General features: G+C 58.7%; 20 protein-coding genes and 1 riboswitch. Of the genes, 14 read left to right on the forward strand and 6 right to left on the reverse strand.

What is annotated here, in order from left to right; genetic code table 11:
* The first annotated feature begins 19 nt into the window (after nt 1-19).
* From uca to MC50_RS21250, 8 genes are all read left to right on the forward strand, one after another.
* On the forward strand, nt 20-3,625 hold the full coding sequence (uca, locus tag MC50_RS21215; protein WP_047664884.1) for an urea carboxylase: 3,606 nt from the start codon (nt 20-22) through the stop codon (nt 3,623-3,625).
* Nucleotides 3,622-5,421: an allophanate hydrolase gene (atzF, locus tag MC50_RS21220; RefSeq protein ID WP_047664885.1), complete on the forward strand. Its 1,800-nt coding sequence runs from the start codon at nt 3,622-3,624 to the stop codon at nt 5,419-5,421. Before uca ends, atzF begins: the two co-directional genes overlap by 4 nt.
* Nucleotides 5,422-5,649: 228 nt before the next feature.
* The gene (mrdA, locus tag MC50_RS21225; protein WP_032699867.1) at nt 5,650-7,572 is read left to right on the forward strand and encodes a penicillin-binding protein 2; all 1,923 of its coding nucleotides are present in this window, start codon (nt 5,650-5,652) and stop codon (nt 7,570-7,572) included.
* 174 nt (nt 7,573-7,746) lie between these two features.
* Complete coding sequence (locus MC50_RS21230; RefSeq protein ID WP_047664886.1) at nt 7,747-8,487, forward strand: glutamine amidotransferase; 741 nt, start codon at nt 7,747-7,749, stop codon at nt 8,485-8,487.
* Nucleotides 8,488-8,672: 185 nt separating this feature from the next.
* The gene (locus tag MC50_RS21235) at nt 8,673-9,665 is read left to right on the forward strand and encodes an alpha/beta hydrolase (protein ID WP_047664887.1); all 993 of its coding nucleotides are present in this window, start codon (nt 8,673-8,675) and stop codon (nt 9,663-9,665) included.
* Nucleotides 9,666-9,749: 84 nt separating this feature from the next.
* A complete protein-coding gene (locus MC50_RS21240; RefSeq protein WP_047664888.1) occupies nt 9,750-10,490 on the forward strand; it encodes a response regulator in 741 nt (246 codons plus the stop codon).
* Entirely contained in the window at nt 10,487-11,830 is a 1,344-nt protein-coding gene (locus MC50_RS21245; RefSeq protein WP_047664889.1) for an ATP-binding protein, read from the forward strand. The genes MC50_RS21240 and MC50_RS21245 overlap by 4 nt, the downstream gene beginning before the upstream one ends.
* 102 nt (nt 11,831-11,932) lie before the next feature.
* A complete protein-coding gene (locus MC50_RS21250; protein ID WP_102990888.1) occupies nt 11,933-13,123 on the forward strand; it encodes a cytochrome c biogenesis protein/redoxin in 1,191 nt (396 codons plus the stop codon).
* A 222-nt stretch (nt 13,124-13,345) separates the two neighbouring features.
* On the opposite strand, the gene MC50_RS21255 is transcribed toward MC50_RS21250, so the two are convergent.
* The 6 genes from MC50_RS21255 to MC50_RS21280 all read right to left on the reverse strand — a co-directional run bounded on the left by MC50_RS21255 (nt 13,346) and on the right by MC50_RS21280 (nt 19,628).
* A complete protein-coding gene (locus tag MC50_RS21255) occupies nt 13,346-14,827 on the reverse strand; it encodes a pyridoxal phosphate-dependent decarboxylase family protein (RefSeq protein WP_190306310.1) in 1,482 nt (493 codons plus the stop codon).
* 9 nt (nt 14,828-14,836) lie between these two features.
* The gene (locus MC50_RS21260; protein ID WP_015584344.1) at nt 14,837-16,222 is read right to left on the reverse strand and encodes a diaminobutyrate--2-oxoglutarate transaminase; all 1,386 of its coding nucleotides are present in this window, start codon (nt 16,220-16,222) and stop codon (nt 14,837-14,839) included.
* 306 nt (nt 16,223-16,528) lie between these two features.
* Nucleotides 16,529-17,464 carry an ABC transporter substrate-binding protein gene (locus MC50_RS21265; RefSeq protein ID WP_032687753.1) on the reverse strand — a complete coding sequence of 312 codons (936 nt, stop codon included), beginning with the start codon at nt 17,462-17,464 and terminating at the stop codon, nt 16,529-16,531.
* 9 nt (nt 17,465-17,473) lie between these two features.
* The gene (locus MC50_RS21270) at nt 17,474-18,214 is read right to left on the reverse strand and encodes an ABC transporter permease (RefSeq protein WP_032687751.1); all 741 of its coding nucleotides are present in this window, start codon (nt 18,212-18,214) and stop codon (nt 17,474-17,476) included.
* Nucleotides 18,211-18,939, reverse strand: coding sequence for an ABC transporter ATP-binding protein (locus MC50_RS21275; protein WP_047664892.1), 729 nt, complete (start codon nt 18,937-18,939; stop codon nt 18,211-18,213). The genes MC50_RS21270 and MC50_RS21275 overlap by 4 nt, the downstream gene beginning before the upstream one ends.
* The gene (locus tag MC50_RS21280; RefSeq protein ID WP_032696212.1) at nt 18,936-19,628 is read right to left on the reverse strand and encodes a TenA family protein; all 693 of its coding nucleotides are present in this window, start codon (nt 19,626-19,628) and stop codon (nt 18,936-18,938) included. Before MC50_RS21280 ends, MC50_RS21275 begins: the two co-directional genes overlap by 4 nt.
* Before the next feature lie 66 nt (nt 19,629-19,694).
* A riboswitch (TPP riboswitch) is annotated at nt 19,695-19,796 on the reverse strand.
* 293 nt (nt 19,797-20,089) lie between these two features.
* Here MC50_RS21280 and MC50_RS21285 point away from each other — a divergent pair.
* From MC50_RS21285 to MC50_RS21310, 6 genes are all read left to right on the forward strand, one after another.
* Nucleotides 20,090-21,217 carry a BamA/TamA family outer membrane protein gene (locus MC50_RS21285; RefSeq protein WP_047664893.1) on the forward strand — a complete coding sequence of 376 codons (1,128 nt, stop codon included), beginning with the start codon at nt 20,090-20,092 and terminating at the stop codon, nt 21,215-21,217.
* A 17-nt stretch (nt 21,218-21,234) separates the two neighbouring features.
* Complete coding sequence (locus MC50_RS21290) at nt 21,235-22,194, forward strand: porin family protein (RefSeq protein WP_102990887.1); 960 nt, start codon at nt 21,235-21,237, stop codon at nt 22,192-22,194.
* A 52-nt stretch (nt 22,195-22,246) separates the two neighbouring features.
* Entirely contained in the window at nt 22,247-23,353 is a 1,107-nt protein-coding gene (locus tag MC50_RS21295) for a DUF4056 domain-containing protein (RefSeq protein ID WP_032696210.1), read from the forward strand.
* 220 nt (nt 23,354-23,573) lie between these two features.
* The gene (locus MC50_RS21300; RefSeq protein WP_032699861.1) at nt 23,574-24,815 is read left to right on the forward strand and encodes a GGDEF domain-containing protein; all 1,242 of its coding nucleotides are present in this window, start codon (nt 23,574-23,576) and stop codon (nt 24,813-24,815) included.
* A gap of 18 nt (nt 24,816-24,833) precedes the next feature.
* On the forward strand, nt 24,834-25,466 hold the full coding sequence (locus tag MC50_RS21305; RefSeq protein WP_032699859.1) for a class I SAM-dependent DNA methyltransferase: 633 nt from the start codon (nt 24,834-24,836) through the stop codon (nt 25,464-25,466).
* 215 nt (nt 25,467-25,681) lie between these two features.
* Nucleotides 25,682-26,635: a hypothetical protein gene (locus tag MC50_RS21310; RefSeq protein ID WP_032687742.1), complete on the forward strand. Its 954-nt coding sequence runs from the start codon at nt 25,682-25,684 to the stop codon at nt 26,633-26,635.
* The last annotated feature ends 25 nt before the right edge of the window (nt 26,636-26,660 follow it).

Below are 26,660 nucleotides of genomic sequence, written 5' to 3' on the forward strand. Positions count from 1 at the left end.
CACGACGTGAGTCCCTTGTATGTTCAAAACCTTACTGATTGCTAACCGCGGCGCCATCGCCTGTCGAATTCTGCGCACCCTGCGCGCGATGCAGGTGAAGGGCGTGGCGGTCTATTCCGACGCGGATCTCAGCAGCCTGCATATTCGCGAAGCCGATGAGGCAATCGGCCTCGGCGACGGCCCGGCGGCGCAAACTTACCTGGTGACGGAAAAAATCATCGCCGCTGCCTTAAAAAGCGGGGCCGAAGCTATTCATCCCGGCTACGGTTTCTTATCGGAAAACGCTGCCTTCGCCGAGGCTTGTGAAGCTGCCGGGCTGGCGTTTGTCGGCCCGACTCCCGCTCAGCTACGCACGTTTGGCCTGAAGCACACCGCCCGGGCGCTGGCTAAAGCGCAGGGCGTGCCGCTGCTGGAGGGGACCGGTCTGCTGGCCGACAGCGGCGAAGCGTGTCGGGCGGCGGACACCATCGGCTACCCGGTGATGTTAAAAAGCACCGCCGGGGGCGGCGGTATCGGGATGCGCGTCTGTCGCGACGCCCGCGAGCTGTCGGACGCCTTTGAGACCGTACAGCGGCTGGGGCAGAATAACTTTAGCGATGCGGGCGTGTTTATCGAAAAATACATTGAACGCGCGCGCCATCTGGAAGTGCAGATATTCGGCGACGGGCAGGGCGAGGTCATCGCCCTTGGGGTGCGCGACTGCTCAATACAGCGTCGGAACCAGAAAGTGCTGGAAGAAACCCCGGCGCCGAACCTACCGGCGGGGATGGCGGATGCGCTGTGCGCGGCGGCGGTCGCGCTGGGCAAAGCGGTCAGCTATCGCAGCGCCGGGACGGTCGAATTTGTCTATGACAGCGCGGCGCAGCGCTTCTATTTTCTCGAGGTCAATACCCGTCTGCAGGTTGAGCATGGCGTCACCGAGCAGGTGTGGGGCGTCGACCTGGTACGCTGGATGGTGGCGCTGGCGGCCGGGGATTTACCGCCGCTCACTGCGCTGCTGGCCGACCTGACACCACGGGGGCACGCTATCCAGGCGCGTATTTATGCCGAAGATCCGGGCCGTCAGTTTCAGCCTTCGCCAGGTTTGCTGACCGAAGTGGTCTTTCCGCCGGCGGACGGCGACACGCTTCGTATCGACCGTTGGGTGGAGGCCGGCTGCGACGTGCCGCCCTTTTTTGACCCGATGCTGGCTAAAATGATCGCCTGGCGGCCAACCCGCGAAGAGGCGATCGCTGAACTGACCCAGGCGCTGGCGAACACCCGCCTGTATGGCGTGGAAACTAACCGCATCTACCTCCAGCAGATTCTGGCCTTTGAACCCTTTGTACAGGGTGAGCCCTGGACCCGTTGCCTGGAACAGCTGAGCTATCGGGCCGCAACCGTCGAGGTGCTCAGCGCCGGGACGCAGACCAGCGTCCAGGATTATCCCGGACGGCTGGGCTATTGGGCGGTGGGCGTCCCGCCGTCGGGGCCGATGGACGATCGGGCGCTGCGCCTCGGCAACCGGCTGCTGGATAACCCGCCGGGAGAAGCGGCGCTGGAAATTACCCTCAGCGGGCCAGCGCTGAAGTTTCATTGTGCAGCCCTGGCGGTGGTGAGCGGCGCCGGCGTTCCGGTTACCCTTGACGGTATCGCGCAAGAGATGAACCGTGTATTCCGTATCCCGGCCGGGGCGACGCTGAAAATCGGCGCCATCGAAGGGGCGGGGGTCAGGAGCTACCTCTGTCTGCGCGGCGGCATTCAGGTGCCGGATTATCTGGGCAGCAAAAGTACCTTTACGCTTGGACAGTTTGGCGGCCATGGCGGACGCGCGTTGCGCAGCGGGGATGTTCTGCATCTGGCGCCAGACGGCAGGGGGGACACCGGCGCCGCGCTGCCTGCTGTGCTGGTACCGCCGCTGGCGGCCGTGCGTACCCTGCGGGTGATTTACGGCCCGCACGGCGCGCCGGAATTTTTTGCCGCGGACTACATTGATACGTTTTTTGCCACCGACTGGGAGGTGCATTTCAACTCCAGCCGTACCGGCGTGCGGCTGATAGGTCCTAAACCGCTGTGGGCCCGCGAGAGCGGCGGCGACGCGGGGCTGCATCCGTCGAATATTCACGATAACCCTTATGCCGTCGGCGCGGTTGATTTTACCGGCGATATGCCGGTTATTCTTGGCCCGGACGGCCCGAGCCTCGGCGGTTTCGTCTGCCCGGTGACGGTGATTGAAGCCGATCTCTGGCAGCTGGGGCAGCTGAAAGCCGGCGACAAGGTGCGTTTTGTTGCCGTGGATCTGTCTACGGCCCGTCGACTGGCGGCAGGCTACCGGGATGAGCTGGCGACGCTTGAGGCGATGCCTGTTGCGTGGCAGCCCGCGCCGTTAACTTCCCCCGTGGTGATGAGCTGCGCAGAAGCAGATAAGCGTCTGGTGGCCCGTCTTTCCGGCGATACCCATCTGCTGCTGGAAGCGGGAGAGGCGGAGCTCGATCTGGTGCTGCGTTTTCGCATTCATGCTCTGATGCAGGCGCTGGAGAGCCGCTCCCGACCGGGGGTAATTGACCTGACGCCGGGTATTCGTTCTTTGCAAATTCATTTCCAGCCGGAAACCCTGACGCTTGACGCGCTGTTGAGTTGGGTGAGCGTGGAGTGGGCGGCGGTGTGCGTCAGCGACGATCTGCAGGTACCGACCCGGGTGGTACATCTACCGCTGTCGTGGGACGACCCGGCTTGCCGCACGGCTATCGATAAATACATGACGACCGTGCGGCGCGACGCGCCATGGTGCCCGAGCAACCTCGAATTTATCCGCCGGATTAACGACTTACCTGACGAACAGGCGGTATGGCAGACGGTGTTCGACGCCAGCTATCTGGTGATGGGGCTGGGCGATGTCTATCTTGGCGCGCCGGTGGCGACGCCGCTCGATCCGCGTCATCGACTGGTGACCACCAAATACAATCCGGCGCGTACCTGGACGGCGGAAAACTCGGTGGGGATCGGCGGAGCCTATCTGTGCGTCTATGGTATGGAAGGTCCCGGGGGTTACCAGTTTGTCGGCCGTACGCTGCAGATGTGGAATCGCTATCACGAGGTCGCCGACTTCGCCGGTAAACCCTGGCTGCTGCGCGTCTTCGACCAGCTGCGTTTCTACCCGGTTTCTGCCGATGAACTGCAACAGATCCGCCGCGATTTCCCGCTTGGCCGCTATCCGCTGCGCATTGAGCACAGTACCCTGAGGCTGGCGGAGTACCAGCAGTTTCTGCAGCGGGAAGCGGTAAGTATCGACGCTTTTCGCCAGCATCAGCAGCGCGCCTTCAATGAGGAACGCGAGCGCTGGATAGCCAGCGGCCAGGCGCATTTCGATAGCCAGGAGGTAGCGGCTGACGCGGGTGACGAGGCGCCGCTGCAGCGCGGACAGCAGGGCGTGGAGAGTCCGATCTCCGGCAATCTGTGGCAAGTGCAGGCCGCCGCGGGGAGTCATGTTCGCGCCGGCGACGTTCTGGTGGTGCTGGAGTCAATGAAAATGGAGATCCCGCTGTTGGCGCCGTGCGACGGCGTGGTGCAACAGATGAATGTTCAGCCAGGGGCGTCGGTACGCGCCGGGCAACGTGTGGCGGTGATCCTGGAGGAGAACGTATGAGTCAGCCAACCTTTGATTTACGCCTTGCGACCCTCGCAGAGGCTTACCGCCGCGGCGAATTGACCCCGCGGGCGCTGCTGGCCGATCTCCGCCAGAAGGCGCAGGCGCTGAATCCGGAGTATCAGCTGTTTATTCATATACTGACGGCGGAGGAGCAGGAGCCCTGGCTGGCGGCGCTGGATACGGTTGCGCCGGAGACGCTACCGCTGTACGGCGTGCCGTTCGCCATCAAAGATAATATCGATCTTGCGGGCATTGCCACCACCGCTGCCTGTCCGGCCTTTGCCCGCACCGCGACTGAGGATGCCACTGTCGTGGCCCAGCTGATTGCCCTCGGCGCTATTCCGGTCGGCAAAACCAATCTCGATCAGTTTGCCACCGGCCTGAACGGAACGCGTTCGCCCTACGGCCGCTGTCGTAACGCTTATCATGCGGATTATCCTTCCGGCGGATCCAGCGCCGGTTCAGCGCTGGCTGTGGCGCTCGGGGTGGCCAGCTTCGCCCTCGGAACGGACACCGCCGGCAGCGGACGAGTCCCGGCTTCACTGAATAACCTGATGGGGCTGAAGGCCAGCAAGGGGCTGATCTCTACCGCCGGGGTGGTGCCGGCCTGTCGGACCCTCGACTGTACGACATTCTTTACTGCCACCGCCGATGAGGCCAGTCGGCTGCTGGCCCTGACCGCACGGCCGGATCCTCGAGACGCCTACAGTCGCCGCAACCCGCAGTGGAACAGCCGTCAGGCCTTCGGCGTCCCGATGCCGGGATTTCGCTTCGGCGTGCCGCAGACGCTGAATTTCCTTGGCTGTGCGCAGAGCGAGGCGCTGTTTATGCAGGCCAAAGCGCGGCTCATTGCCCTTGGCGGCGTACCGGTCAACCTCGATATGACGCCGTTTCTTGCCGCCGCGCGCCTGCTGTACGACGGCCCGTGGGTGGCGGAACGGTATGCGGTGGTGGGCGCGCTAATCGAGCAGCAGCCGGAGGCGGTATTGCCGGTGATTCGCGACGTGCTGGCGAAAGCGCCGGGTACCAACGCGGTGACGACCTTCAGGGCAATGTACCAGCTGCAGGCGTATAAGGCGCAGTGTGACGCGATCCTTGAAACGCTGGATTGCGTCCTGACCCCGACCTGTCCGCGTCCGGTGACGCTGGCTGAACTGGAGGCCGAGCCGGTGCAGCGCAATGCCGATCTCGGCTACTACACCAACTTTATGAACCTGCTGGATTATTCGGCGGTGAATGTGCCGGTCGGTTTTCTGGCAAACGGTTTGCCCTCCGGCGTCACCCTGTTCGGCCGGGCCTTCACCGACCAGTACCTTCTCGGAGTGGCCGACGCTTTCCAGCGCGTGCAGCCACTACCGCTGGTCGGCGGGAGCCAGCTGGACGCTGCCTTGCCTGCGGCCACCGGCAGCCACGATCGCATGCCGCTGGTGGTCTGCGGCGCCCATCTTGACGGCCTGGCGTTGAACGGGCAACTGCGGGAGCGGGGCGGGCGTCTGCTGACGGCCATGCACAGCGCCCCGCGCTATCGGCTGTATGCGCTGGCCGACGGGCGCCGTCCGGGGATGGTGCGTGACGAAAACGACGGCGCGGCCATCGCCGTGGAGGTCTGGGAGCTGCCTTCGTCTGAGCTGGGCTCATTGCTGGCAGCCATTCCCGCACCGCTGGGGCTAGGCAAAGTCGAACTGTCCGACGGACGCTGGTTGAGCGGTTTTATCTGCGAAGGATACGGTCTGCAGGGTGCCACCGACATTACCGCTTACGGAGGCTGGCGGGCCTGGCTGACCCGCGGCTGACCCCAGGGCCTCTGTCTTCAGCGGACAGAGGCCAGAGGCCATTTTGTGACAATGTCACACCCGTTTCATCCCCTGGTGGGGGCTAGCGCCTGTCTGGCATCTAACATGCTGAAACATTTCTGCTAAATCATTAGCAACCTTTCTGTAGGGCTGGCGCCTCGATAACGCTATTCTGCTGCGCTTTTTCTTTTTTTCGCCCTTTATTCAAACTCAAGTGAATTGCCGCTAATGACCCTATTGAGAGATGAAATTCGCGATCACTCAGCGGAAGAGATGCTGTTTATTCGTCGTGCCGCGATCGCGTTTCTACTGGTGGTGGTCTGCTTTGGCGTGCTGATTTTTAACCTCTACCGTTTACAGGTTAAGCAGCACGATTTCTATCAGACCCGATCGAATCAGAATGACATTAAAATGCTGCCTATCGCGCCAGACCGTGGGCTTATTTTCGATCGCAACGGTATCCCGCTGGTACAGAACATCACCCTCTACCGCCTGCAGGTGATCCCGAGCAAAATTGCCGATATGACCGCGTTGCTGAACGCATTGACCCCGATAGTGGATTTGACCCCCGATGATATCGCCAGTTTCCGCGATGATATGCACCACAACGGTCGCTACAAGCAGGTGACCCTGAAGTCGGCCCTGAGCGATGTTGAAGTGGCACGCTTTGCGGTGAACGAGTTTCGTTTTCCAGGCGTAACGGTGGAGAGCTACCAGCAGCGCGACTACCCCTACGGTGCCCAGCTGGCGCACGTGGTCGGCTATGTATCGAAAATCAACGACAGCGACCTGCAACGGCTGGCCAAAAACGGCGAGGCGGAGAACTATGCCGCCGACCATAATATCGGCAAGCAGGGTATTGAAGGCTATTACGAAAAAGAGCTCCACGGCACCACCGGCTATCAGGAGGTGGAAGTCGATAACCATGGTCGCGTGGTGCGTTTGCTGAAAGAGGTGCCGCCGGTGGCCGGGAAGGATATCTACCTGACGCTGGATCTGCACCTGCAGCAGTACATTGAAGGGGTGCTGAAGGGGCAGCGTGCGGCGGTGGTGGCGGTCGATCCGCGCGACGGCGGGGTGCTGGCGATGGTCTCCAGTCCCAGCTATGACCCGAATCCGTTTGTGAAAGGGATTGGCTATAAGGCCTACCGTTCTCTGCTCGATAACCCGGACCGCCCGCTGATTAACCGCGTGACCCAGGGGCTCTATCCGCCGGCATCGACGGTGAAACCCTATATGGCGCTGTCGGCACTTTCCGCTGGCGTGATTACCCCTACCACGACCTTTTTCGGTGCGCCGACCTGGACGCTACCCGGTACCCAGCGCCGCTACCGCGACTGGCTTAAAACCGGGCATGGGATGCTGAACGTGACCAAGGCGATTGAGGAGTCGGCGGACACCTTCTTCTATCAGGTGGCCTTTGAAATGGGCATTGACCGCATTCACAGCTGGCTGAGCAAGTTTGGCTACGGGCAGTTGACCGGGATTGATTTGAATGAAGAGTATGCCGGGGTGTTGCCGAGCCGCGAGTGGAAGCAGAAGGTACATAAAAAGCCGTGGTATCAGGGGGACACCATTTCGGTCGGGATCGGCCAGGGCTACTGGATCGCTACGCCTGTCCAGATGGTGAAGGCGCTGACGACGCTGCTCAACAACGGCAAGGTAAAAAATCCCCATCTGCTCTATTCCATGAAGCGCGGCAATAAGGTTGAGCGCTATCAGCCGCCGAACAATACGCCGCAGGTGGGCGATCCGAAATCGCCGTACTGGGGCATCGTGCGCAACGGGATGTACGGTATGGCTAACTTGCCTAACGGCACCGGTTATAAACTGTTTCATACCGCGCCGTATCAGATTGCCGCGAAGTCCGGTACTTCGCAGGTCTTCAGTCTGAAGGAGAATCAGACCTACAATGCGAAGATGATCCCGGTCAGATTACGCGATCATATCTTCTATACCTTGTTTGCTCCGTATCAGCATCCAAAGGTGGCGATGGCGCTGATTCTGGAAAACGGCGGCGGCGACGGCGTTGTCGCCGGGCCAACGGCGCGCGCTATCCTTGACCACATCTTTGATCCGGCCAACGCGCCTGATATTGCGCAAGGGGCTGAAGCCAGCGTTCCGCAGATAGACAGCGCCGACGCGCAGTAGAGCAGGAGAGTATCGCCCGGCGTTGTGCTGGCCGGGCGAGGTTTACTTTTGCACTTCTTTGCTCTGCAGCGCTTATTCCCGCAGGGTGTCACTCATAGAGATTGGTTATTTGTCGAAACAGCCGCCTTTCTCCATAGTGAAAGGACTGTAGAAAGCATCGAAGGGTAACGGGCTATGGCGTTGAGAAACAAACTTCTTATTGTGCAGACCGGCGCGCCGCCGGCGGAAATTGAGGCCGAACATGGCGATCTTCCGCTGTGGTTTGGTCGGCTGCTTGCGCCCTGGCGTCAGCAGATCGCCACCGTGCGTGTCTATGCGGGGGAAACGCTGCCCGCTCCGGATAGCCAGACCGTGGCGGTGATGACCGGCTCGTGGGCGATGGTCACCGATCGGCTGGCGTGGAGCGAGAAAACCGCCGCGTGGATCCGTTTGGCGATGGCGGTGGAGATGCCATTATTTGGTATCTGCTACGGTCATCAGCTGATGGCCGACGCGCTCGGTGGCGAGGTGGCGTATCATCCGGCAGGACGCGAAACGGGATGCAAGGCGATTACGCTTTCCGCTGCCGGACGAACGGACCCGCTGTTAAGCGACCGGCCGGCCCATTTCCCTGCGCACCTCAGCCATCTGCAAACGGTCGTCAGGCTGCCGCCGAATGCGACGGTGCTGGCCGCATCAGCGCACGATCCCCACCAGATAGTGCGCTATACCCGCCATGCGCTGTCCACGCAGTTCCATCCGGAATTTACCCCTGAAATTGCGCGTTCATTGATCCACTATCGTGATGAGGTACTACGGAGAGAGGGAATCGATCCCCGGCAACTGCTGGATCAGGTGGAGGCATGTCCGGTCGCGGCGGGAATATTAACCCGCTTCGTGGCCAACTATCTGGAGCCGGACGTTCCACACGCCTAACAGGCCGCTGAGGGCTTAACGTAGGCGTTAGCCCGCACAGTGGTCCTTCCGTCTGTATCCCAATGTATCTGCAGGGGGAGCAATACATCGCGATACAAAACCCCGCCTTTCTGCGCATATGCCGTATACAAAACGCTGGTTAACTGTCTGCGTCCTCTCTTCTCTTTCAGTTAACAGGTGGCTTTATGAACAGATTATCTCGGGTCCGTAACGGTAGCGCGCTGATGCTGGCGCTGTCAGCTCTGTGGTCAGCCGGCGTTTGCGCGGCGGACGATGCCAGTGCATTCGATCATGTTCAACAGATTCAGGCCGGCGATCTGAATATCGGCTATGTCGATATCGGTCCGCGTGACGGTCAGCCGGTTATCCTGCTGCACGGCTGGCCATATGATATTCATAGCTATGCGGCGGTCGCGCCAGCGTTAGCAAAGCAAGGATTCCGCGTCATCGTGCCGTATCTGCGTGGCTATGGTACCACCCGTTTTCTCTCTGCAAATACGCCGCGCAACGGACAGCCCTCGGCCATGGCGGCAGATATTCTTCACCTGATGGACGCCTTGCAGATAAAACGGGCCGATGTGGCCGGGTTTGACTGGGGGGCGCGTACGGCCGATATCATGGCGGCGCTGTGGCCGGAGCGGGTTAAATCACTGGTTTCGGTGAGCGGGTATCTGATTGGCAGCCAGCACATCGGCGCCAAACCGCTGCCGCCGCAGGCGGAACTCTCCTGGTGGTATCAGTTTTATTTCGCCACCGCCCGCGGCGAGGCGGGCTATCGGCAGAATACGCGCGATTTTGCGCAGCTGATCTGGCATCAGGCCTCGCCGGGCTGGGCCTTCAGCGATGCCGAATTCGCACAAAGCGCCAAAGCGCTGACAAACCCGGACCATGTTGCCGTGACCATCAGTAACTATCGCTGGCGGCTGGGCATCGATAAAGGCGAACCGAAATATGCCGCCTATGAACAGAAACTGGCGCTACTGCCGACGATTGGCGTCCCGACTATCACCCTTGAGGGCGACAACAATGGCGCGCCGCACCCGACGCCAGAAAGCTATCGGGCGAAATTTAGCGGCAAGTATGAGCACCGGACGTTAACCGGCAACATCGGCCACAATCCGCCGCAGGAAGATCCCGCCGACTTTGTTAAAGCGGTGGTCGATGCCGACCGTCTGTAGCGCGTGCGTCGGAGGCGGCGATTTGCGCTTCCGGCAACAGCGCATATTCTTGTTGAGTTGCCTTCATTCACCACGGAGCCTGCAGTGGAACATATTGACCATATTCTGGTTGTCGATGACGACCACGATATTCGTGAACTGGTGACCGATTATCTGAATAAGTCGGGATACCGCGCCACGGGCGCCGCAAACGGTAAAGCGATGTGGTCAGTGCTGCAGGGGCAGCATGTGGATCTGATTGTCCTCGATATTATGCTCCCCGGCGATGATGGTCTGATTCTCTGTCGTCAGCTGCGTAGCCACGGTCAGCAAAATATCCCGGTACTGATGTTAACCGCACGTACCGACGACAGCGACCGCATTCTGGGTCTGGAAATGGGCGCCGATGACTACCTGGTCAAACCCTTCGTCGCCCGGGAACTGCTGGCGCGGATTAAAGCAATCCTGCGGCGCACGCGTGCGCTGCCACCCAATCTGCAAATTACCGAAGCCGGCAGGCTGATTGCGTTTGGCGACTGGCAACTGGATACTTCCGCGCGCCATCTGCTGGATAACGACGGCACTATCGTCGCGCTGAGTGGGGCAGAATACCGACTGCTACGAGTCTTTCTCGACCATCCCCAGCGGGTGCTCAACCGCGACCAGCTGCTGAACCTGACCCAGGGACGTGATGCCGAGCTGTTTGAGCGTTCCATCGATCTGCTGGTGAGCCGCTTACGCCAGCGATTGCGGGAAGATGCCCGCGAACCGGCCTATATCAAAACCGTGCGTAGCGAAGGGTATGTCCTCTCCGTCCCGGTCGCCATTCGCGAGGCCCGCGAATGAGGCTGTGGCCCGCCTCTCTGCGCTCACGGCTGATGCTGATGATTTTCTTCACCTTACTGCTGGCTAATGCCCTGACGCTTTCGCTGCTGCTGTATGAGCGGATGAGCAGCGCCCGCAGCGTGATGCTGGGAAACCTGGAGTACGACGTGGCGACCAGCGTGGCGATCCTTGACCGACTTCCCGCCGCCGAGCGTCCGCAGTGGCTGGCGCGACTGGCGCGTGGCAACTATCGCTACCGGTTGTCCGCCGGCGCCAGCGGACACTATCCTGACAGCTGGCGTTCCCGCGACGCGGTGCGTTCTCTGCAGCAAGCGCTGAGCGGCAGCTATCCGGTCAGCATTATTGCGGTACCCGGTCCGCGTGAACATATTCAGGCACATATCACCCTGCATGACGGAGCGCCGCTGAGCATTGATTTATGGCCGCGGCTGCCGGCGATTGCCCGCTGGCTCCCGGCGGTGCTGATTGTCCAGTTCCTGCTACTGCTGGCGTGCGCCTGGTATGCTGTGCGCCAGGTGGTGCATCCGATGACTCGCTTTACCCACGCGATTGACGCCCTGCAACCGGCGAACAGCGACCCGGGGATGATGGCGGAACAGGGGCCGGTGGAAGTACAGCACGCCGCCCGGGCGTTCAACGCGATGCAGACGCGCATTCGCGACCATCTGCAGGAACGCGCGCGGATCCTCGCGGCGATCTCCCACGATCTCCAGACGCCGATTACGCGCATGAAGCTGCGGCTGGAAATGACCGACGCGCCGGAACTACGCGATAAGCTGTTGCAGGACCTCGACAATATGAGTCGTCTGGTCAGGGAAGGGATTGCCTTTGCCCGCTCGGCGCAGCCGCTGGAAGAGAAGCGCCAACGCCTCGATCTGAACGCCTTCCTCGACAGCATCGTCCTGGATTATGCCGATGTCGGCAGACCGGTCGCCTTCACTGCCGCCGAAGAAGGGCGCGTGGTGCTGACACAGCCCCAGGCGCTGCGCCGAATCATGACCAATCTGATCGACAATGGCTTAAAGTTCGCTGAACGGGTCGATATTCGGTTGAGTTATGCAACGAATGGCGATCCCATCATCCAGGTGATGGATAACGGTCCGGGGATCCCGGAAACGAGCCTGGAAGAGGTGCTGCAACCGTTCTTTCGCCTGGAGAATTCGCGCAACCGCGAAACCGGCGGTACCGGACTCGGGCTGGCGATCGCCGCCCAACTGACCAGCCAAATGCCGGGAACGCTTCGTCTGGCTAACCGCCCGGAAGGGGGATTAGAAGCGATTATTCGTCTCGACGCCGCGGTTTTGTATCCGTCTGTATCTCCCGCTGAGACAGACAACTAAACAGACAAAAATCCGTAAATTCAGACACTTTATAACGACATTCGCCTGTTGTAATACGCCTGCTGCCATGACCGGCCGCAGGTTGATAACGAGGTGAATATGATGTCTCTTCTGATAGCTTTTTTCGGCGGTATGTTGACGCTGCTAAGCCCGTGTACTTTACCGGTAATCCCACTCATCTTTGCTAACCTTCACGGTAAACGCAGCCATCTGCTGCTCCTGCTTGCCGGGATGGTGCTGATGTTTACCGGGGTATCGCTGCTGGTGACGCTGGCCAGCAGCGGCATCGTCAGTCTGACGCTAACCGGGCGCTGGCTGGCGCTGATTTTTCTGGCGCTGGTGGGGCTGAGCCTGCTCTCGCAACGCGTAGCCCAACGGCTGACTTCACCGCTGGTGGCGCTGGGCAACCGTATCAACGATCGCAGCTATCGCCATGCCGGTGGATTCCCGGCGCTGCTGGCGGGGCTTGCCATCGGGTTGCTGTGGGCCCCCTGCGCCGGGCCGGTGCTGGGGGCGATCCTGAGCTTTGCGTTTCTTAACGGCCAGTCGGTGACCACGGGCCTGCTGCTGGCCGCCTACGGCAGCGGTTGCGCCCTGATGCTGGCGCTACTGTGGTGGTTGGGCTCACAGCTGGTGGTGCGTCTGCAGCACGGGTTGGCCTTTAGCCAGCGGTTGCGTCAGCTGGCGGGGGTGGCGATCCTCGCCTCGGTGACATTGATTGCCAGCGGAGCGGATCGTTACTTGCAAGGCGCAAATGGTCTGACGCAGTCGCTGGAGCAACGTCTGAGCGCCAGTTTACCGCAGCGGGCACAAACAACGCGGCTGCAACCGCTTGTCGCGCCACAGCCAACCCGCGACCTGCCCGCGCTTCTCGGCGGTAACGCGTGGATCAACAGCCCGCCGTTGCGCCCGGCCGATCTGCAGGGGAAGGTGGTTCTGATCGACTTCTGGACCCGGGATTGTATTAACTGCCAGCACACCTTGCCGTATGTACGCGCGTGGGCAAACAAATATCGCGCCGCTGGGCTGCTGGTTGTGGGGGTACATACGCCGGAATACCCGTGGGAACGTTCGCTGCCGGCACTGCGTGAGGCGGTGGCGAAATGGCGGCTGCCGTATCCGGTTGTCGCGGATAACGGTTACGCAATCTGGAATGCCTTTGGCAACCAGTATTGGCCTGCGCATTATCTGTTTGATGCAAAGGGCAAGCTGCGCTACACCGCTTTTGGCGAAGGGGACTATGTGCAGCAGGAGAAGATGATCCAGCAGTTGTTACAAGAGGCGAGAGCCTGAGTGGGGTAAAGTCGCGCTGGCGCTGCGTTGCAGCGGTCAGAGGATGGCCTGACAGGTCATCAGTAGCCCGGTCAGTAATTTAATCGTGACAGTGTCACTTATTTCTGGTCCGCAGAGCGAGATAAAAAAGCCGATAAGGTCAGTTATCGGCTTTTTTCAGCAAGTTTCGCCACAAAGAGTGTTGAGCGGGGCGGCAGTCAACTACCGTCCCGCTCAAGGATGTTACTTCGCCAGCAATTCCTGCGCGGTGCGCTCCACCAGATTCAGCAGCACCTTCACGTCCTCAAGCGTCACGATCGGGTTCAGCAGCGACAGCTTCAGGCAGGTCATGCCGTTATGCTCGGTCACCCCGACGTTTGCCCGACCGGAATCGAGCAGCGCATCCCCGACGCGTTGGTTGAGCAGGGCGATAGCGGCATCATCGCTGCCGGCCATCTGCGCCGGACGAGAGCGGAACAGCACGCTCGCCAGCTGCGGCTGCATGACCAGCTCCAGCGTCGGCTGAGATGTAACGTATTGCGCGACGTTTTTCGCCATGGTCACGCCATGATCGATGATCTCCGCGTACTGTTTCTGGCCCAGCGCTTCCAGACCCATCCACAGCTTCAGGGCATCGAAGCGGCGGGTGGTCTGCAGCGATTTGGCGACCAGATTCGGCACGCCGTGTTCTTCATCGAACTCGGAGTTCAGATAGGCCGCCTGGTAGCGCATCAGCTCGTAGTGGCGCGCGTCTTTTAACAGGAACGCGCCGCAGCTGATGGTCTGGAAGAACTGTTTGTGGAAGTCCAGGGTAATGGAGTCCACGCACTCAATGCCGTCCAGATAGTCGCGGTACTGCTCAGAGAGCAGCAGCGCGCCGCCCCATGCCGCATCCACGTGCAGCCAGATCTGATGTTCCGCCGCTACGCCGGCGATAGCACGCAGTGGGTCGATAGCGCCCGCGTCGGTAGTGCCGGCGGTGGCGACGATCGCCATGATCTGCTCGCCGTTAGCCTGCGCTTCGGCAATTTTCGCTTTCAGGTCAGCGACGTCCATCCGCGCAAATTCGTCGGTTTTCACCAGCGTCACGGCGCGGTAGCCGAGGCCCATCAGCGCCATGTTCTTCTGCACTGAGAAGTGGGCATTTTCAGAGCACAGCACTTTATACTGACGCACGTCACCCGGCAGACCGTCCTGCTGGATGGAGTGCCCCTGACGAGCGAAGAAGGCATCGCGCGCCAGCATCAGCCCCATCAGGTTGCTTTGGGTGCCGCCGCTGGTGAAGACGCCGGCGTCGCCTGCCGGGTAACCGACCTGAGCACGCAGCCATTCGATCAGCTTCATCTCAATGATGGTCGCCGACGGGCTTTGGTCCCAGGAGTCCATGCTCTGGTTGGTGGCGTTAATCAGCACTTCCGCCGCCTGGCTAACCACCAGGCTCGGGCAGTGCAGATGCGCCACGCACTGCGGGTGATGTACCGACAGGCTGTCTTTCAGGAAGTACTCGATCGCACGTTCAATCGCCGCCTGGTTACCCAGACCCTGCTCGGTGAACTCAAGGGTAATGCGCTCGCGCAGTTCGGCGACGCTTTTACCTTGATACATCTCAGGCTGCTGCAACCATTGCGAGACGGCCTGGCTGGTCTGGGCGATCGCCTGCTGATAAGCCTCAATACTTTGCGGCGAACCAGCAAGAATCGGATTCAATTTGGACATTGCGGTCACTCGCTCCACTCAGACCGGTTTGACACCGGCGGCCAGCATGGCCTGTTCAAATTTGTCGAGGAAAATTTCCAGCTCGGCGTTGCTGATCAGCAGCGACGGCAGCAGACGCAGGACGCAGCCGCCGCGGCCACCGCGTTCGAGGATCAGGCCGGCTTCGAAACATTTCTTCTGCAGCAGGGCGGACAGCGCGCCGTCAGCCGGGTAGCAGCCCATATGATCCTGCTCGCCGTTCGGGTTGACGATCTCAATCCCGATCATCAGACCCAGACCGCGAATGTGACCCATGACCGGGAAACGCTTCTGCATATCGGCCAGTTTGCCTTTCAGCCATTCGCCCTGCGCGGCCACTTTGCCAGCAATATCGTTATCTTTCAGGTGACGCAGGGTGGTCAAGCCGGTGGCCATCGCCAGCTGGTTGCCGCGGAAGGTGCCGGTATGGTGGCCCGGTTCCCAGGCATCAAACTGCTTCTTGATACCCAGAACGGCCAGCGGCAGACCGCCGCCGACGGCTTTCGACATCACGATAATGTCCGGCTCAATGCCGGCGTGTTCGAAGGCAAACAGCTTACCGGTACGGGCAAAGCCAGCCTGAACTTCGTCGATGATCAGCAGAATGCCGTGTTCCTGAGTCACTTTGCGGATGCGCTGCAACCACTCAACCGGAGCCGGGTTCACGCCGCCTTCGCCCTGAACGGCTTCGAGGATCACCGCCGCCGGTTTACGCACGCCGCTTTCCACGTCGTTGATCAGGTTTTCGAAGTAGTAGGTCAGCGCTTTCACGCCCGCTTCGCCGCCGATACCCAGCGGGCAGCGGTACTGATGCGGATACGGCATAAACTGCACTTCTGGCATCATGCCATTGACCGCTTCTTTCGGTGACAGGTTGCCGGTTACCGACAGCGCGCCGTGGGTCATACCGTGGTAGCCACCGGAGAAGCTAATAACCGAAGAACGGCCGGTGTATTTTTTCGCCAGCTTCAGCGCCGCTTCTACGGCGTCAGCGCCGGACGGGCCGGTGAACTGCAGGCAGTATTCTTTACCTTCTCCCGGCAGTAATGAGAGCAGGTATTCGGAGAAGCGATCTTTTAACGGGGTAGTCAGATCGAGGGTATGTAACGGCAAGCCGCTGGTAATGACACTTTGGATGCTTTGCAGCACATCAGGGTGGTTGTGACCAAGAGCGAGGGTACCCGCGCCGGCAAGGCAATCCAGGTACTGTTTGTTATCCGCATCGGTTAACCACACGCCTTCCGCTTTTGCGATAGCCAGAGGCAGCTTGCGCGGGTAACTCCTGACGTTCGATTCGAATTCAGCCTGACGGGCCAAAAAGGTTTCGTTGTTCGCGTCCAATAAATCTGCACTTAAAGTATCAATACGGACTTTATCCGTCATCATATCACTCCCACAACCAGCGTTACGGTTGAACACTGGTTGAATAATTGGTTTTAGAAAATGAATCGCCATTCATAAAGCGCGCACAATATATGGCTTTTTAAATCGTCATTCAATGTTTTATTTATTGAGGTATTTTTACGTTATTTTTACACAACGCAAATCAATGGTAATACATTGATTTATATGATTTATTTAAAGTGTTATAAAACCATTAAAAGTGTAATTCTTAGTGAGGGAAACCGCCGGGTTTTATTACCGCTTCGCTAAAGTAGCTGACGGAAATTCTTCCGTCAGCAGTATGGTTACTCAATGCAGTTCGACCGCATAATGAGTTAAAGGTGTGATTTTTTTAACCAACTTGTTGTTATATAAAAACTGTTCATAAGCCTCGTAGCGGGCCTTATCCAGCGCCGCGGGATTGCCGGCAAACAGGGGGGCTGTCTGCTGCCAGGCCTGCTGGTTCAGTTCGGTATTCAGCTCCGGATGAGCGGCGGCAAAAGCCTGCCAGGTTTCCTGCGGATGCGCTCGCAGATAGGTCACTCCCTCCTGCAGCGCGACGAGGAACTTTTTGATTTTGGCCGCGTGAATTTCATCGCGATTGGCGACAATCACCAGCTCGTCGTAGGCCGGAACGCCGAAATCTTCGACATTCATCACCTGCGGGTCTTTACCCTGCAGCTTGAGCTCCAGCGCTTCAATATTACGATAGCCGCCAATCACCGCGTCAACCTGGCCGGCCAACAGGGCGCTGGTCAACTGGAAATTGACGTTAATCAGCTTGATGCTTTGCGGATCGATATGGGCATGTTGCGCCATCGTCGCCAGCGTAGCCTGCTCGATACCGCTGACCGAATAGCCGACTTTTTTGCCTTTCAGGTCAGCAGGGGTTTTGATGCTTTTATCCAGGGCGATGACCGTGTTCAACGGCGAGTTAATCAAGGTACCGACCCGCACCAGCGGCAGACCCTCATCGGCGAAAAAGTGCACCTGCGGCTGATAGGTGATAGCCAGATCCGCCTGACCGGCGGCCACCAGACGCGGTGGCAGGGCCGGGTCAGACGGCGGGACGATCTTAACGTCCAGTCCTTGCGCTTTAAAGGCGCCAATCTGTTCCGCCACCATAATCGGCGCATGGTCCGGGTTAATGTACCAGTCCAGCACCAGGGTCAGCTTCTCGTTGGCCATCGCCTGTCCGCTGATAAGCGCGGTTAATGTGATGGCGGTGAAAACGGGTTTACGCATGATTATTCCTTATTCCGGTGTCCAGTTGATCAGCCGGTGTAATAGAGCATCCACTGCCAGCCATAGCAGAATGGTCAGCAGTACTAAAATAAACAGCGCCGCAAAGCAGACATCGGTTTGCATGCGCGCATTCGCATTGAGCATCACATAGCCCAGTCCTTCGGCGGAACCGACCCATTCGCCGATGATCGCGCCGATTGGCGCCACGGCAGCGGCCATGCGCAGGCCGGAACCCAGCGCCGGCAGGGCGGCCATCAGGCGAACATGTCGGAGCTGCGCTCCTGACGAGGCGCCCATCGTACGGGCCAGATCGAGGTAGTCGTGATTGACCCGCCGCAGGCCGTCAAAAAATGCCGAGGTCACGGGGAAGAAAATCACCAGAACCGCCATCATCACTTTGGCGCTCATCCCGAAGCCAAACCACAGCACCAGCAGCGGGGCGAGGGCGAAAACCGGAATCGCCTGGCTGGTCAGCACCAGCGGCATCAGCCAGCGCTGTAGGCGCGGCGAGATCATCATGCACAGGGCCAACACCACGCCGAGCAGCACCCCGAGCGTCAGGCCACTGAGGATCTCGCTCAAGGTAACCAGCGTGTGCCAGCCCAGCCAGCTGCGGTTGTTCCACAGGGCGGCAGCCACCGCCGATGGCGACGGCAGCAGGAATGCAGGGATACCGCTGCGACTGAGCAGCCACCAAAATATCAGCAGGCCGCAGAACACGACGCCGCCGCGGAAAAGTTTCCCTCTCATCCGTTGGCCCTCATCAGCTGTTGCAGCAGCGCGGCTTGTCCCTTCAGCAGCGCCGGATCGTCCGGCGCCCGCGGCGGTATCCCCGTCAGATGATGGGAGTCATCAATGCCGCCTGGCGGCGGCGAGAGCACCAGCAGGCGATGGCTGAGCCGGCAGGCTTCCATCGGGTCGTGGGTAATCAGCACCACCGTACGCTGAGTCAACAGTTCCGCTGCCAGGGTCTGGATACGCGTGCGGGTGAGGGTGTCCAGCGCAGAAAAAGGCTCATCCATTAACACGATCGGCCGATCTTCATACAGCGTGCGCGCCAGCGCCGCCCGCTGACGCATGCCGCCGGAGAGCGACGCCGGACGATCGTCGGCGCAGTGGCTGAGACCCACCTGCTCTAATAGCGTCGCAACCCGCTGCCGATCGACGCGCTCTCCGCGCAGGCGGGCGCCAAGCGCCACGTTGTCGCGCACGCTTAGCCACGGATAGAGCAGATCCTTTTGCCCCATCCAGGCCAGACGAGGGGCCAGCGGGCGACCGTCGCTGGCCTGAATCTGACCGTGGGTGGGGGCGGCCAGTCCGGCGATAATTCGCAGCAGGCTGGTTTTTCCGGCACCGCTGGCTCCCAGCAGCGAAACCCACTCTCCAGCGGGAATATCAAACGACAACTTGTCAAAAATGACCCGCGAGCCGAAGCGCAGGCTTAATTCCCGCACCGCAATAGTCGGAGCCGTCACTGAGCGACCGCCGCGGCATTCAGTCCCATCTGCCAGAAGTTGGCTTCCAGACGGGTGGCCGTGGTGAAGATGGCGCTCAGCTCTGCGACGCGCGATTCGGCGCCGCGCTGCTGCCAGACGCGCTCCAGCAGATCGATTGCCGCCGTGACGCCGTCAAGGTAGCCCGCATCGCCGTAGTTACGGATCCAGGAGGCATAGGGGTTGTCGGTGAGTCGGGTGGCCGGATTGTCGAGCAATCCGAGGCCGATTTCCGCATAGCCTGCCACGCAGGGCATCAGCGCCACCAGCAGATCGAGCGCATCGCCGGAGTGACCGATATCCAGCACGTAGCGGGTATAGTTCACCGTCTCCGGCGCTTCGCTTTCGGCGGCCATTGTCGCTTCGTCCAGCCCCCAGCCCGCGCAATAGCCGACGTGCAGCGGCAGTTCGCCAAGAATCGCGTTCATTGAGGCGGCCGCGGCGCGCATCTCCGGGAGCGTGCGCAGTTTGCTGACCAACAGGGCATAGCTACGGGCAAAGTGGATCAGGAACAGGTAGTCCTGAGTCAGATAGCGGCGGAAGGCGCGTTCGGGCAGGGTACCCTCGGCAAGCTGGCGGAGAAAAGGATGGGCAACGTATTGTTCCCAGTCGCATCCCGCCTGCTGGCGCAGACGACCATAAATACCCTGGGTAAAGATCGGCAGAATCACAGGACCTCCTGATTGCGGGGGAGATCCGGGTGTGCGGAAGTATGAACAGGCAATGGCGGTAAACTGGCAAAATTGCCGACCCGTCCCTTCGCTGGCATGACCCAGATCAGGTTCAAAGGGTTCGGCTTACGCCATCTCAGCCCTCACGGGACACCCCTCGGTTGCGCCATGTTATACGGCATTCACTTTTTGATTACAATCCCGGCCGCGGGCGAATTCGTGCCAGATTATGTGACACTGTCACTCATCCAGGTGACTAAATACTCAGCGCCGGCATAATTTTGCTGCGGATAATTGGCTTTCTATGCCCTTTTCGCTGGCTAATTTGTCCAGAATTAAAAAAAACCGCCGACCGAAAATTGGTCGTTCATGGCACCATAGGATATATTTTTTATTACCATGAAACCCATTATTCTTCAGCTACATGGGCATTCAGAACCCATCACGACGCCGGAGAGTGCATGACATTTTCGCTACCGACCATATTGCTGGCGCTCCTCGTGCCACTTTCCCTTCCCGCCGCTTGCGCCGAACTGTTCGATCCCGAAGATGGCATGCTGGATATGAGCCGCTATCTGCAGGATAACCCGTACGGATTCCTGCCGGTGCCGATGGCGATAACCGAGCCGGCGGTCGGCTATGGCGGGGGGCTGTTTGGTCTCTTTTTACACGGTAAAGGGACGCGGGATGGCGATAATTTTATTTCGCCGCCGATCACCGCTTTTGGCGGCGGCGGAACGCAGAACGGGACCTGGTTTGTCGGCGGCGGCCACCGGCATACCTGGAATAATGACCGTATTCGCTATCTGGTGCTGCTGGGCTACGCCAATATTAAACTGGATATCTATTCCGACGTATTGAGCAGTTTTAATAAAAATACCGCTATCCACTCGCAGACCCGCGGCTATGGCGGTCTGCAAAAACTGCTGTTTCGCGTCGGCGACACGCCGATATTTGTCGGCGCCTCTCAGGTGTATGCGAAAACCGAGGTTTCCGCCGATAACCCGGTCGTTAATCGGGTCTGGCAGCAGGTGCTGGGTCAGGAGAGCGCGTCATCGGCGCTGGGCGTGGTGGCGGAATATGACACTACGGATAATTTTTTCTACCCTAAGAAGGGGTTATCGGTACAAAGCGAGTATCGATTTTTCCGTTCATTGCTTGGTGGCGACTATCATTACGATCAGTTCTCTGTAGATGGGAAATACTACATCCCTCTGAGCCGCACGCTGACGCTCGCCGTGGCTGGCAACTACCAGTCGTTGACCCACCATGATAAGCGCCTGACGCCAATGGCTCGCCCGTATATCGAATTACGCGGGATTTCTCGTTACCGCTATCAGGGCGATTATGTCAGTACGGCGCAGACTCAGCTTGCCTGGGAATTTCAGCCGCGCTGGATCCTACAAGGGTTTGTCGGTATCGGCAGCGCCGCTGACGAAGCCCATTCTCTGTGGGAGCAAACCGACGTGGCGTGGGGGACCGGGTTTCGCTACCTGATAGCGCGCCAGTATGGATTACAGACGGGGATTGATATCGCCTTCAGCGAACATGAACAGGCGCTTTATTTTAATGTGGGTTCCGGACTTTAAGGTCAGATGAGAAAAAAATGAGATGGACTAAAATCGTACTTACGTTGTTGTTAACGTCGGGCACCGCCTGGGGGGCCAGCACGACCGACAGTTCCGGCAACAGTAACGACAGCTATTTTCCGATTTGGGGTGATGAGGCAAGGGCGCGTGGATATTCGATCCCGCTGCCGTTCGGGGTTAATTTAAGCTATATGAATATTCGCCAGGATATCCTGGTCGACAGTATCTCTTTTTCCGGACTGAAGCTCGGAAATCATCCGATACCGGGCGATATGTTCGCCATCGATGCGGGACATACGCGACAGAAGAGCAAGACCGAGAACCTGCGTCTGGATATGTGGGTGTTTCCTTTTTTAAATATCTACGGCATCGCCGGGCATACCAGCGGATCGTCGCTATCAAAAGTGTCGGTTGACGCCGATCCCTCAAAATATACCGGGATCGACCGAATAATTGCCGGATCCGTACATCGACTTCATGAAAACGGACAGTTGCAGGATATTGATTTTGCGCTCGATTTTAAAGGCACCACCTGGGGAACCGGGTTTACCCTCGCCGGCGGCTATGGCAACTGGTTCGGCCTGATCGATACCAACTATACCCGTACCGACTTCGATATCCTTGACGGTAAAATCTCGGCCACCACCGTGTCGCCGCGCATTGGCTATCGCTTTAATTTACAAGGCATCGCCGGCCCGTCAAACTTAAGTATCTGGGTGGGCAGTATGTACCAGAACGTGCAGCAGGAGTTCAAAGGCAATCTCTCCGATCTGCATATGCCGCCGGAACTCCAGCCGCTCATTGCCGCGGTCAATAAAGACGATCAGGGCAAGTTTGACGTGAAGCAGCGGCTCTCTTCACCGTGGAATATGCTGGTGGGGGCGCAATATGAAATTACGCAGAACTTTAACGTGTTAACCGAGTTTGGTTTTAACGAACGTAATAGCTTTTTTGTCGCCGGAGAATACCGTTTTTAACCTCGCAAGATGCCGCCTGCGAGCGTCCGTTTATGTCCTGGAGACAATGTTGATGCGTCATGGCTTGTTATTTTTACTGGCGGCCGCGTTCTCGGTGTGCGCGAAGGATCCGCTCTTACCGGTCGTTCCCGCTCCCCGGGTCAAACCGGTGGTCAGCCATCTGGCGCCGCCGGAATCGCTGCGTCCGTGCTGTGCGTTTGGCTATGACCTGCATGTCAGAGCGATTGGGGTGCCGATCCCGGTCTATCAAATTGGTAATGTCCTGACGCTCGATACGCTGGGTAAACATCGCTACAACGACAGCGCGCTGGGGGCGGTAAAAAACCTCGTCGGACTGAGTGAAGAAGAAAACGGGCTGATCTATACCCGTCGTGGCGGGTTTATCGATATCGCCCACGTGCGCGATACCGCGGATAATACTTTTTATCTCTTCTCCCGTATTTACCCGCATCTTGGACAAGCGGGGCGCATTTTCTACAGCGAGGAGCTGGGCATCAGACGGATCCAGCTCAATGCTTTTATGCCGCCGGCCGCCCTGTCCCGGCGCTATGAGATTGCCGCCTGGCTCGCAGGCCGTCTGGCCTATGAGCTTGCGCAATGGCATGAAATTGCGCAGTGGAATGGCTTCCAGTCAGTTCCGGGGTTTTCGGAGGAAATCTCCGCCTTTTCCCCGGAAGATCTCTACTCTAATCTGCTGGGCGCCCGGCTGGCCATCAGCGTCATTTTGCACGGCCATGCCGGTTCGGTTGACGACTATAACCAGGCAATGGAAGCCGCGCTGAAAAAGGTGCTGGTAAAACTGATGGTGGCTCCGCGCAGCGAAACGGAAAGCATGTTCCGCAAGCTGGATGGCGACTGGTGGAATAGCCAGCGGCGGGTTCCGGATAAATTTCTGGTGCTCAAACGCAATTACGATATGAGCGACGATCGGCTGCCGACGCCGGTCCCGTTCGAGAGGACGACGCCCTGGCGGTTAACCCTGCCGCAGACGGTGGACGGCTTTTCGCTCCCCGCGCTTGGACAGTTGCAAATTCATCCGGGGCAGGACATGCAGATGCTGCCGGTACCGGAGACCTTCTATACTCCCGGGCAGTTCCAGGGACTGGCCGATCGCGCCGAACGGGCGGATCAAACCCAGCTTGAGCGTATCGAGAAATAATTCAGCAACGGCGAGCGCCGGGGAGAATGCCTGGCTTCTGTCCGCGGCAGCGCCGTTTTGCTTTCCCGGTACACTTTCCATAATCAAAAAGGAACTATACTTCCGGCGTCTTGATCTCATGCCTGAACTTTCGACATCATTTCATTAGCTTACGCCGTTGGGCCAGATTGGCGATGAGAGCGTCGTTCAGAAGCGGGGTGCCTGTTCGCTGGAGGGCCGCATGTTATTAAAAGAGTTAATGATTTTTGATTTACTAAGCACCCCTGTCTGGGTGGTTCATCCTTTTAAAGAAGTCGTCGTCTACAGTAATCAGGCCTCCAGAACCCTGAGTGGAGCGATGTCGCTGGATGAAATGCGCAAAGGCACGCTCTCCAGCTGTCCGCAACGCAGCCTGCAGAATTATCTGTATTACTTCAAAAATATTGCTGAAGTATTTGAAGTGTGGACCATTCAAACCCCGGAAGGTCTGAGTCCGATTTATTGTAAAACCACGCTGATTAAATCCGAAGAATATGACACATTAATTCTGTTCGAAGCCGTAAAGATCCTGCAGCAAAATGACTCGTTTAAGGCGCTCCCCGCGCATACCTACAAACGGCGCAGCAATAGTTTCTTTTCGCGCTTTTTTATGACCAGTTCCGCCCCGATGCTGTTGATCGACCCTGAACAGGACGGGCGAATTATTGATGCGAATATCGCCGCGCTGCGGTTTTATAACTACACGGCCGATGAGATGCGCACTCGCCATACCTGGCAGATCAATACCCTGGGAAGGGACGTGCTTCCCGTTATGCGCAGCGTGGCAAGCTTACCCGGCGGCCACAAGCCGCTTAATTTTACCCATATTCTGTCCGATGGTTCTCTCCGCTATGTTCAGACCTATGCCGGGCCGGTGGTGCTGAACCATATACGGTTGATGCTGTGTATTATTCATGACATTACTGAAGAGGTGAATCTGAAGGAAGAACTTGAATTTGCGGCCACTCACGATCCTTTAACCGGATTACTTAACCGACGCGAGTTTTATCGTATTGTTGATTCCTCGTTATTTCATGCTGACGGTTTTTGCTTGCTGCTGGTTGATGTCGATAATTTTAAAGCGATTAATGATAGCTACGGACACCAAAAAGGCGATGAGGTGCTGCTGGCTATTTCCCGAATTCTTGAATCCGCCGCCAGAATTCAGGACCAGATCTATCGCTGGGGAGGGGAGGAATTTTTATTATTTCTCCCCGGTGCGACAATCGCGCCGGCACTGGCGATGGCGGAAGCGATTCGCCACGCGGTCAGCTGTTATCATATCCCCGAGCACGCCGGGACGGTGACGGTCAGTATCGGCGTCGCGGAACATCAGGAGGGTGAAGAGATCGATCAGCTGTTTAATCGCGTCGATAAAGCGCTGTATGCCGCGAAGAAAGAAGGGCGAAACCAGGTAAAGCTTCATCTGGTCGAAAAATATTAAAACCTGGAGCCACAACCTATGCCATCCCCGGAACCTTCCCCCCTCGATAATCCGTGCGCTGAGAAGATCATCGATCTGTATGAGCGCCATGCCCGACGCTGGGCGGAACTGCGTTCAACCCACTTGTTTGAACAACCCTGGCTGGATACGTTTCTTGCGCGGGTGAGACCCGGCGGCCATATTCTCGATATTGGCTGCGGCAACGGAACGCCTGTCGCGGCCTACTTTATCCGCCGGGGATATCGGCTGACCGGCATCGATTCCTCTCCGGCGATGATTGCCCGCTGCCGCCAGGATTTTGCGCATCAGCAGTGGACGGTGGCGGATATGCGCACCCTGGCGCTGGGTCAGCAGTTTGACGCGCTGCTGGCGTGGGACAGCTTCTTCCATCTGACCCGCGACGCCCAGCGCGCGATGTTTGCCCGCTTTGCGGCGCATGCCCGTGCGCACGCGCCGCTGATGTTTACCAGTGGTAACCACGATGGGGAAGCTATCGGGCAGTTTGAGGGGGAGGCGCTCTATCACGCCAGTCTGGCGCCGGAAGCGTATCGCCGGCAGCTGGAAACCCACGGTTTTGCACTACTGAAGCATGTTGTCAACGACCCGCACTGCGGTGGTCGCACGGTCTGGCTGGCGGAAAAAAGCGCCTGAACCGCTGTCCTGCAACGCGCGCCTGAGAGCGCGGGCGACTGATGGTCGGGCCAGAAAATGCGTCGATCCGCGCGTTGACGCGTCAGGATGGATATCAAACTATCACTATACTGAACTATCATACCGATCCGCTGTTTTCGTCAGGTCAGTATTTCATTATCAGCCCGGGCGTTTCGGGTAACCCTTTGATCTTCGGGTGAGGTTTCAAATAAGAAATGACGGTTTCTTTGCCATGTGCCTGCACTCTGTCTGCGACCTTATTGCTGGTCAGTCCGGCCTGTTTTGCCCTTGACGGTAGCCATTTAAAACAGCGCGCCGATGCCGTGCTGATGCTGATGAGCTACACCGTCGTCCCCGATGTCACCGCCAGCGACCTCAATATCGGTTCCGGCAGCAACGAGAAAAATCAGCTGTCGATTACCCAGTTCGGCGGCGGTGCGACCCTGAGTAAACGTTATCCGATCTATTTAGAAGGGACGCTGGGCTACAGTCGCTACGATCCGCAGTTTGTGCTGAGCAACGGCGATGACAGCCGCAATATTCCGGCGAAGTGGAACAGTCTGACCGGTACCGGCGGCATCGGCTGGGACTTCAATCTGTATACCGATAGGTGGGGCGGTACGCTGGTCCTGCGGCCCATTTTTAACTTTATGCTGGGGACCATGGCCAGCGACGTGCGGATCGGCAGCCGGCTGATTGAGCAGAAGCGGAATGCGGATTTTAAATTTCTTGACGGCGGACGGCTCAATGCCTACGGGCTCGGCGGTTCGCTGATGCTGGATTACGAACTGTTCTCCAAAGAGCAGGATATCGATGTTGAACTGCGCTATTCCGGCATGAGCCTGCAAACCTTTGGCAGCACGCCGGAAGCCGTCAGCGGACAGTCCAGCGCCGAAAACATTGGGCTGTATCTGCGCCGCCGCGCGCCCATTTCCGACTGGACGCTGTTGAAAAGCCCGGTGCGCTACGTGCTGGAAGGCGCGCATACCGAATATCTGGGCGATCAGCGCGGGCAGCTTGGGTTTAACGGTCTTAGTTCTCTGGGGGTCGGGCTGGAGCTCGACAGCAGCCAGTATCCCGTGTTCATCAGCCGCACGCGTCTCGTCGCCCGCTATATGTTCGGGGATAATACCCGGGGCTATGGCGTCGGTTTAGCAATGAGCTTTTAACCGCGTTTGCGCTGACTGCCATCGA

The sequence above is a fragment of the Klebsiella planticola genome (assembly GCF_000783935.2).
Taxonomy (GTDB): domain Bacteria; phylum Pseudomonadota; class Gammaproteobacteria; order Enterobacterales; family Enterobacteriaceae; genus Klebsiella; species Klebsiella planticola.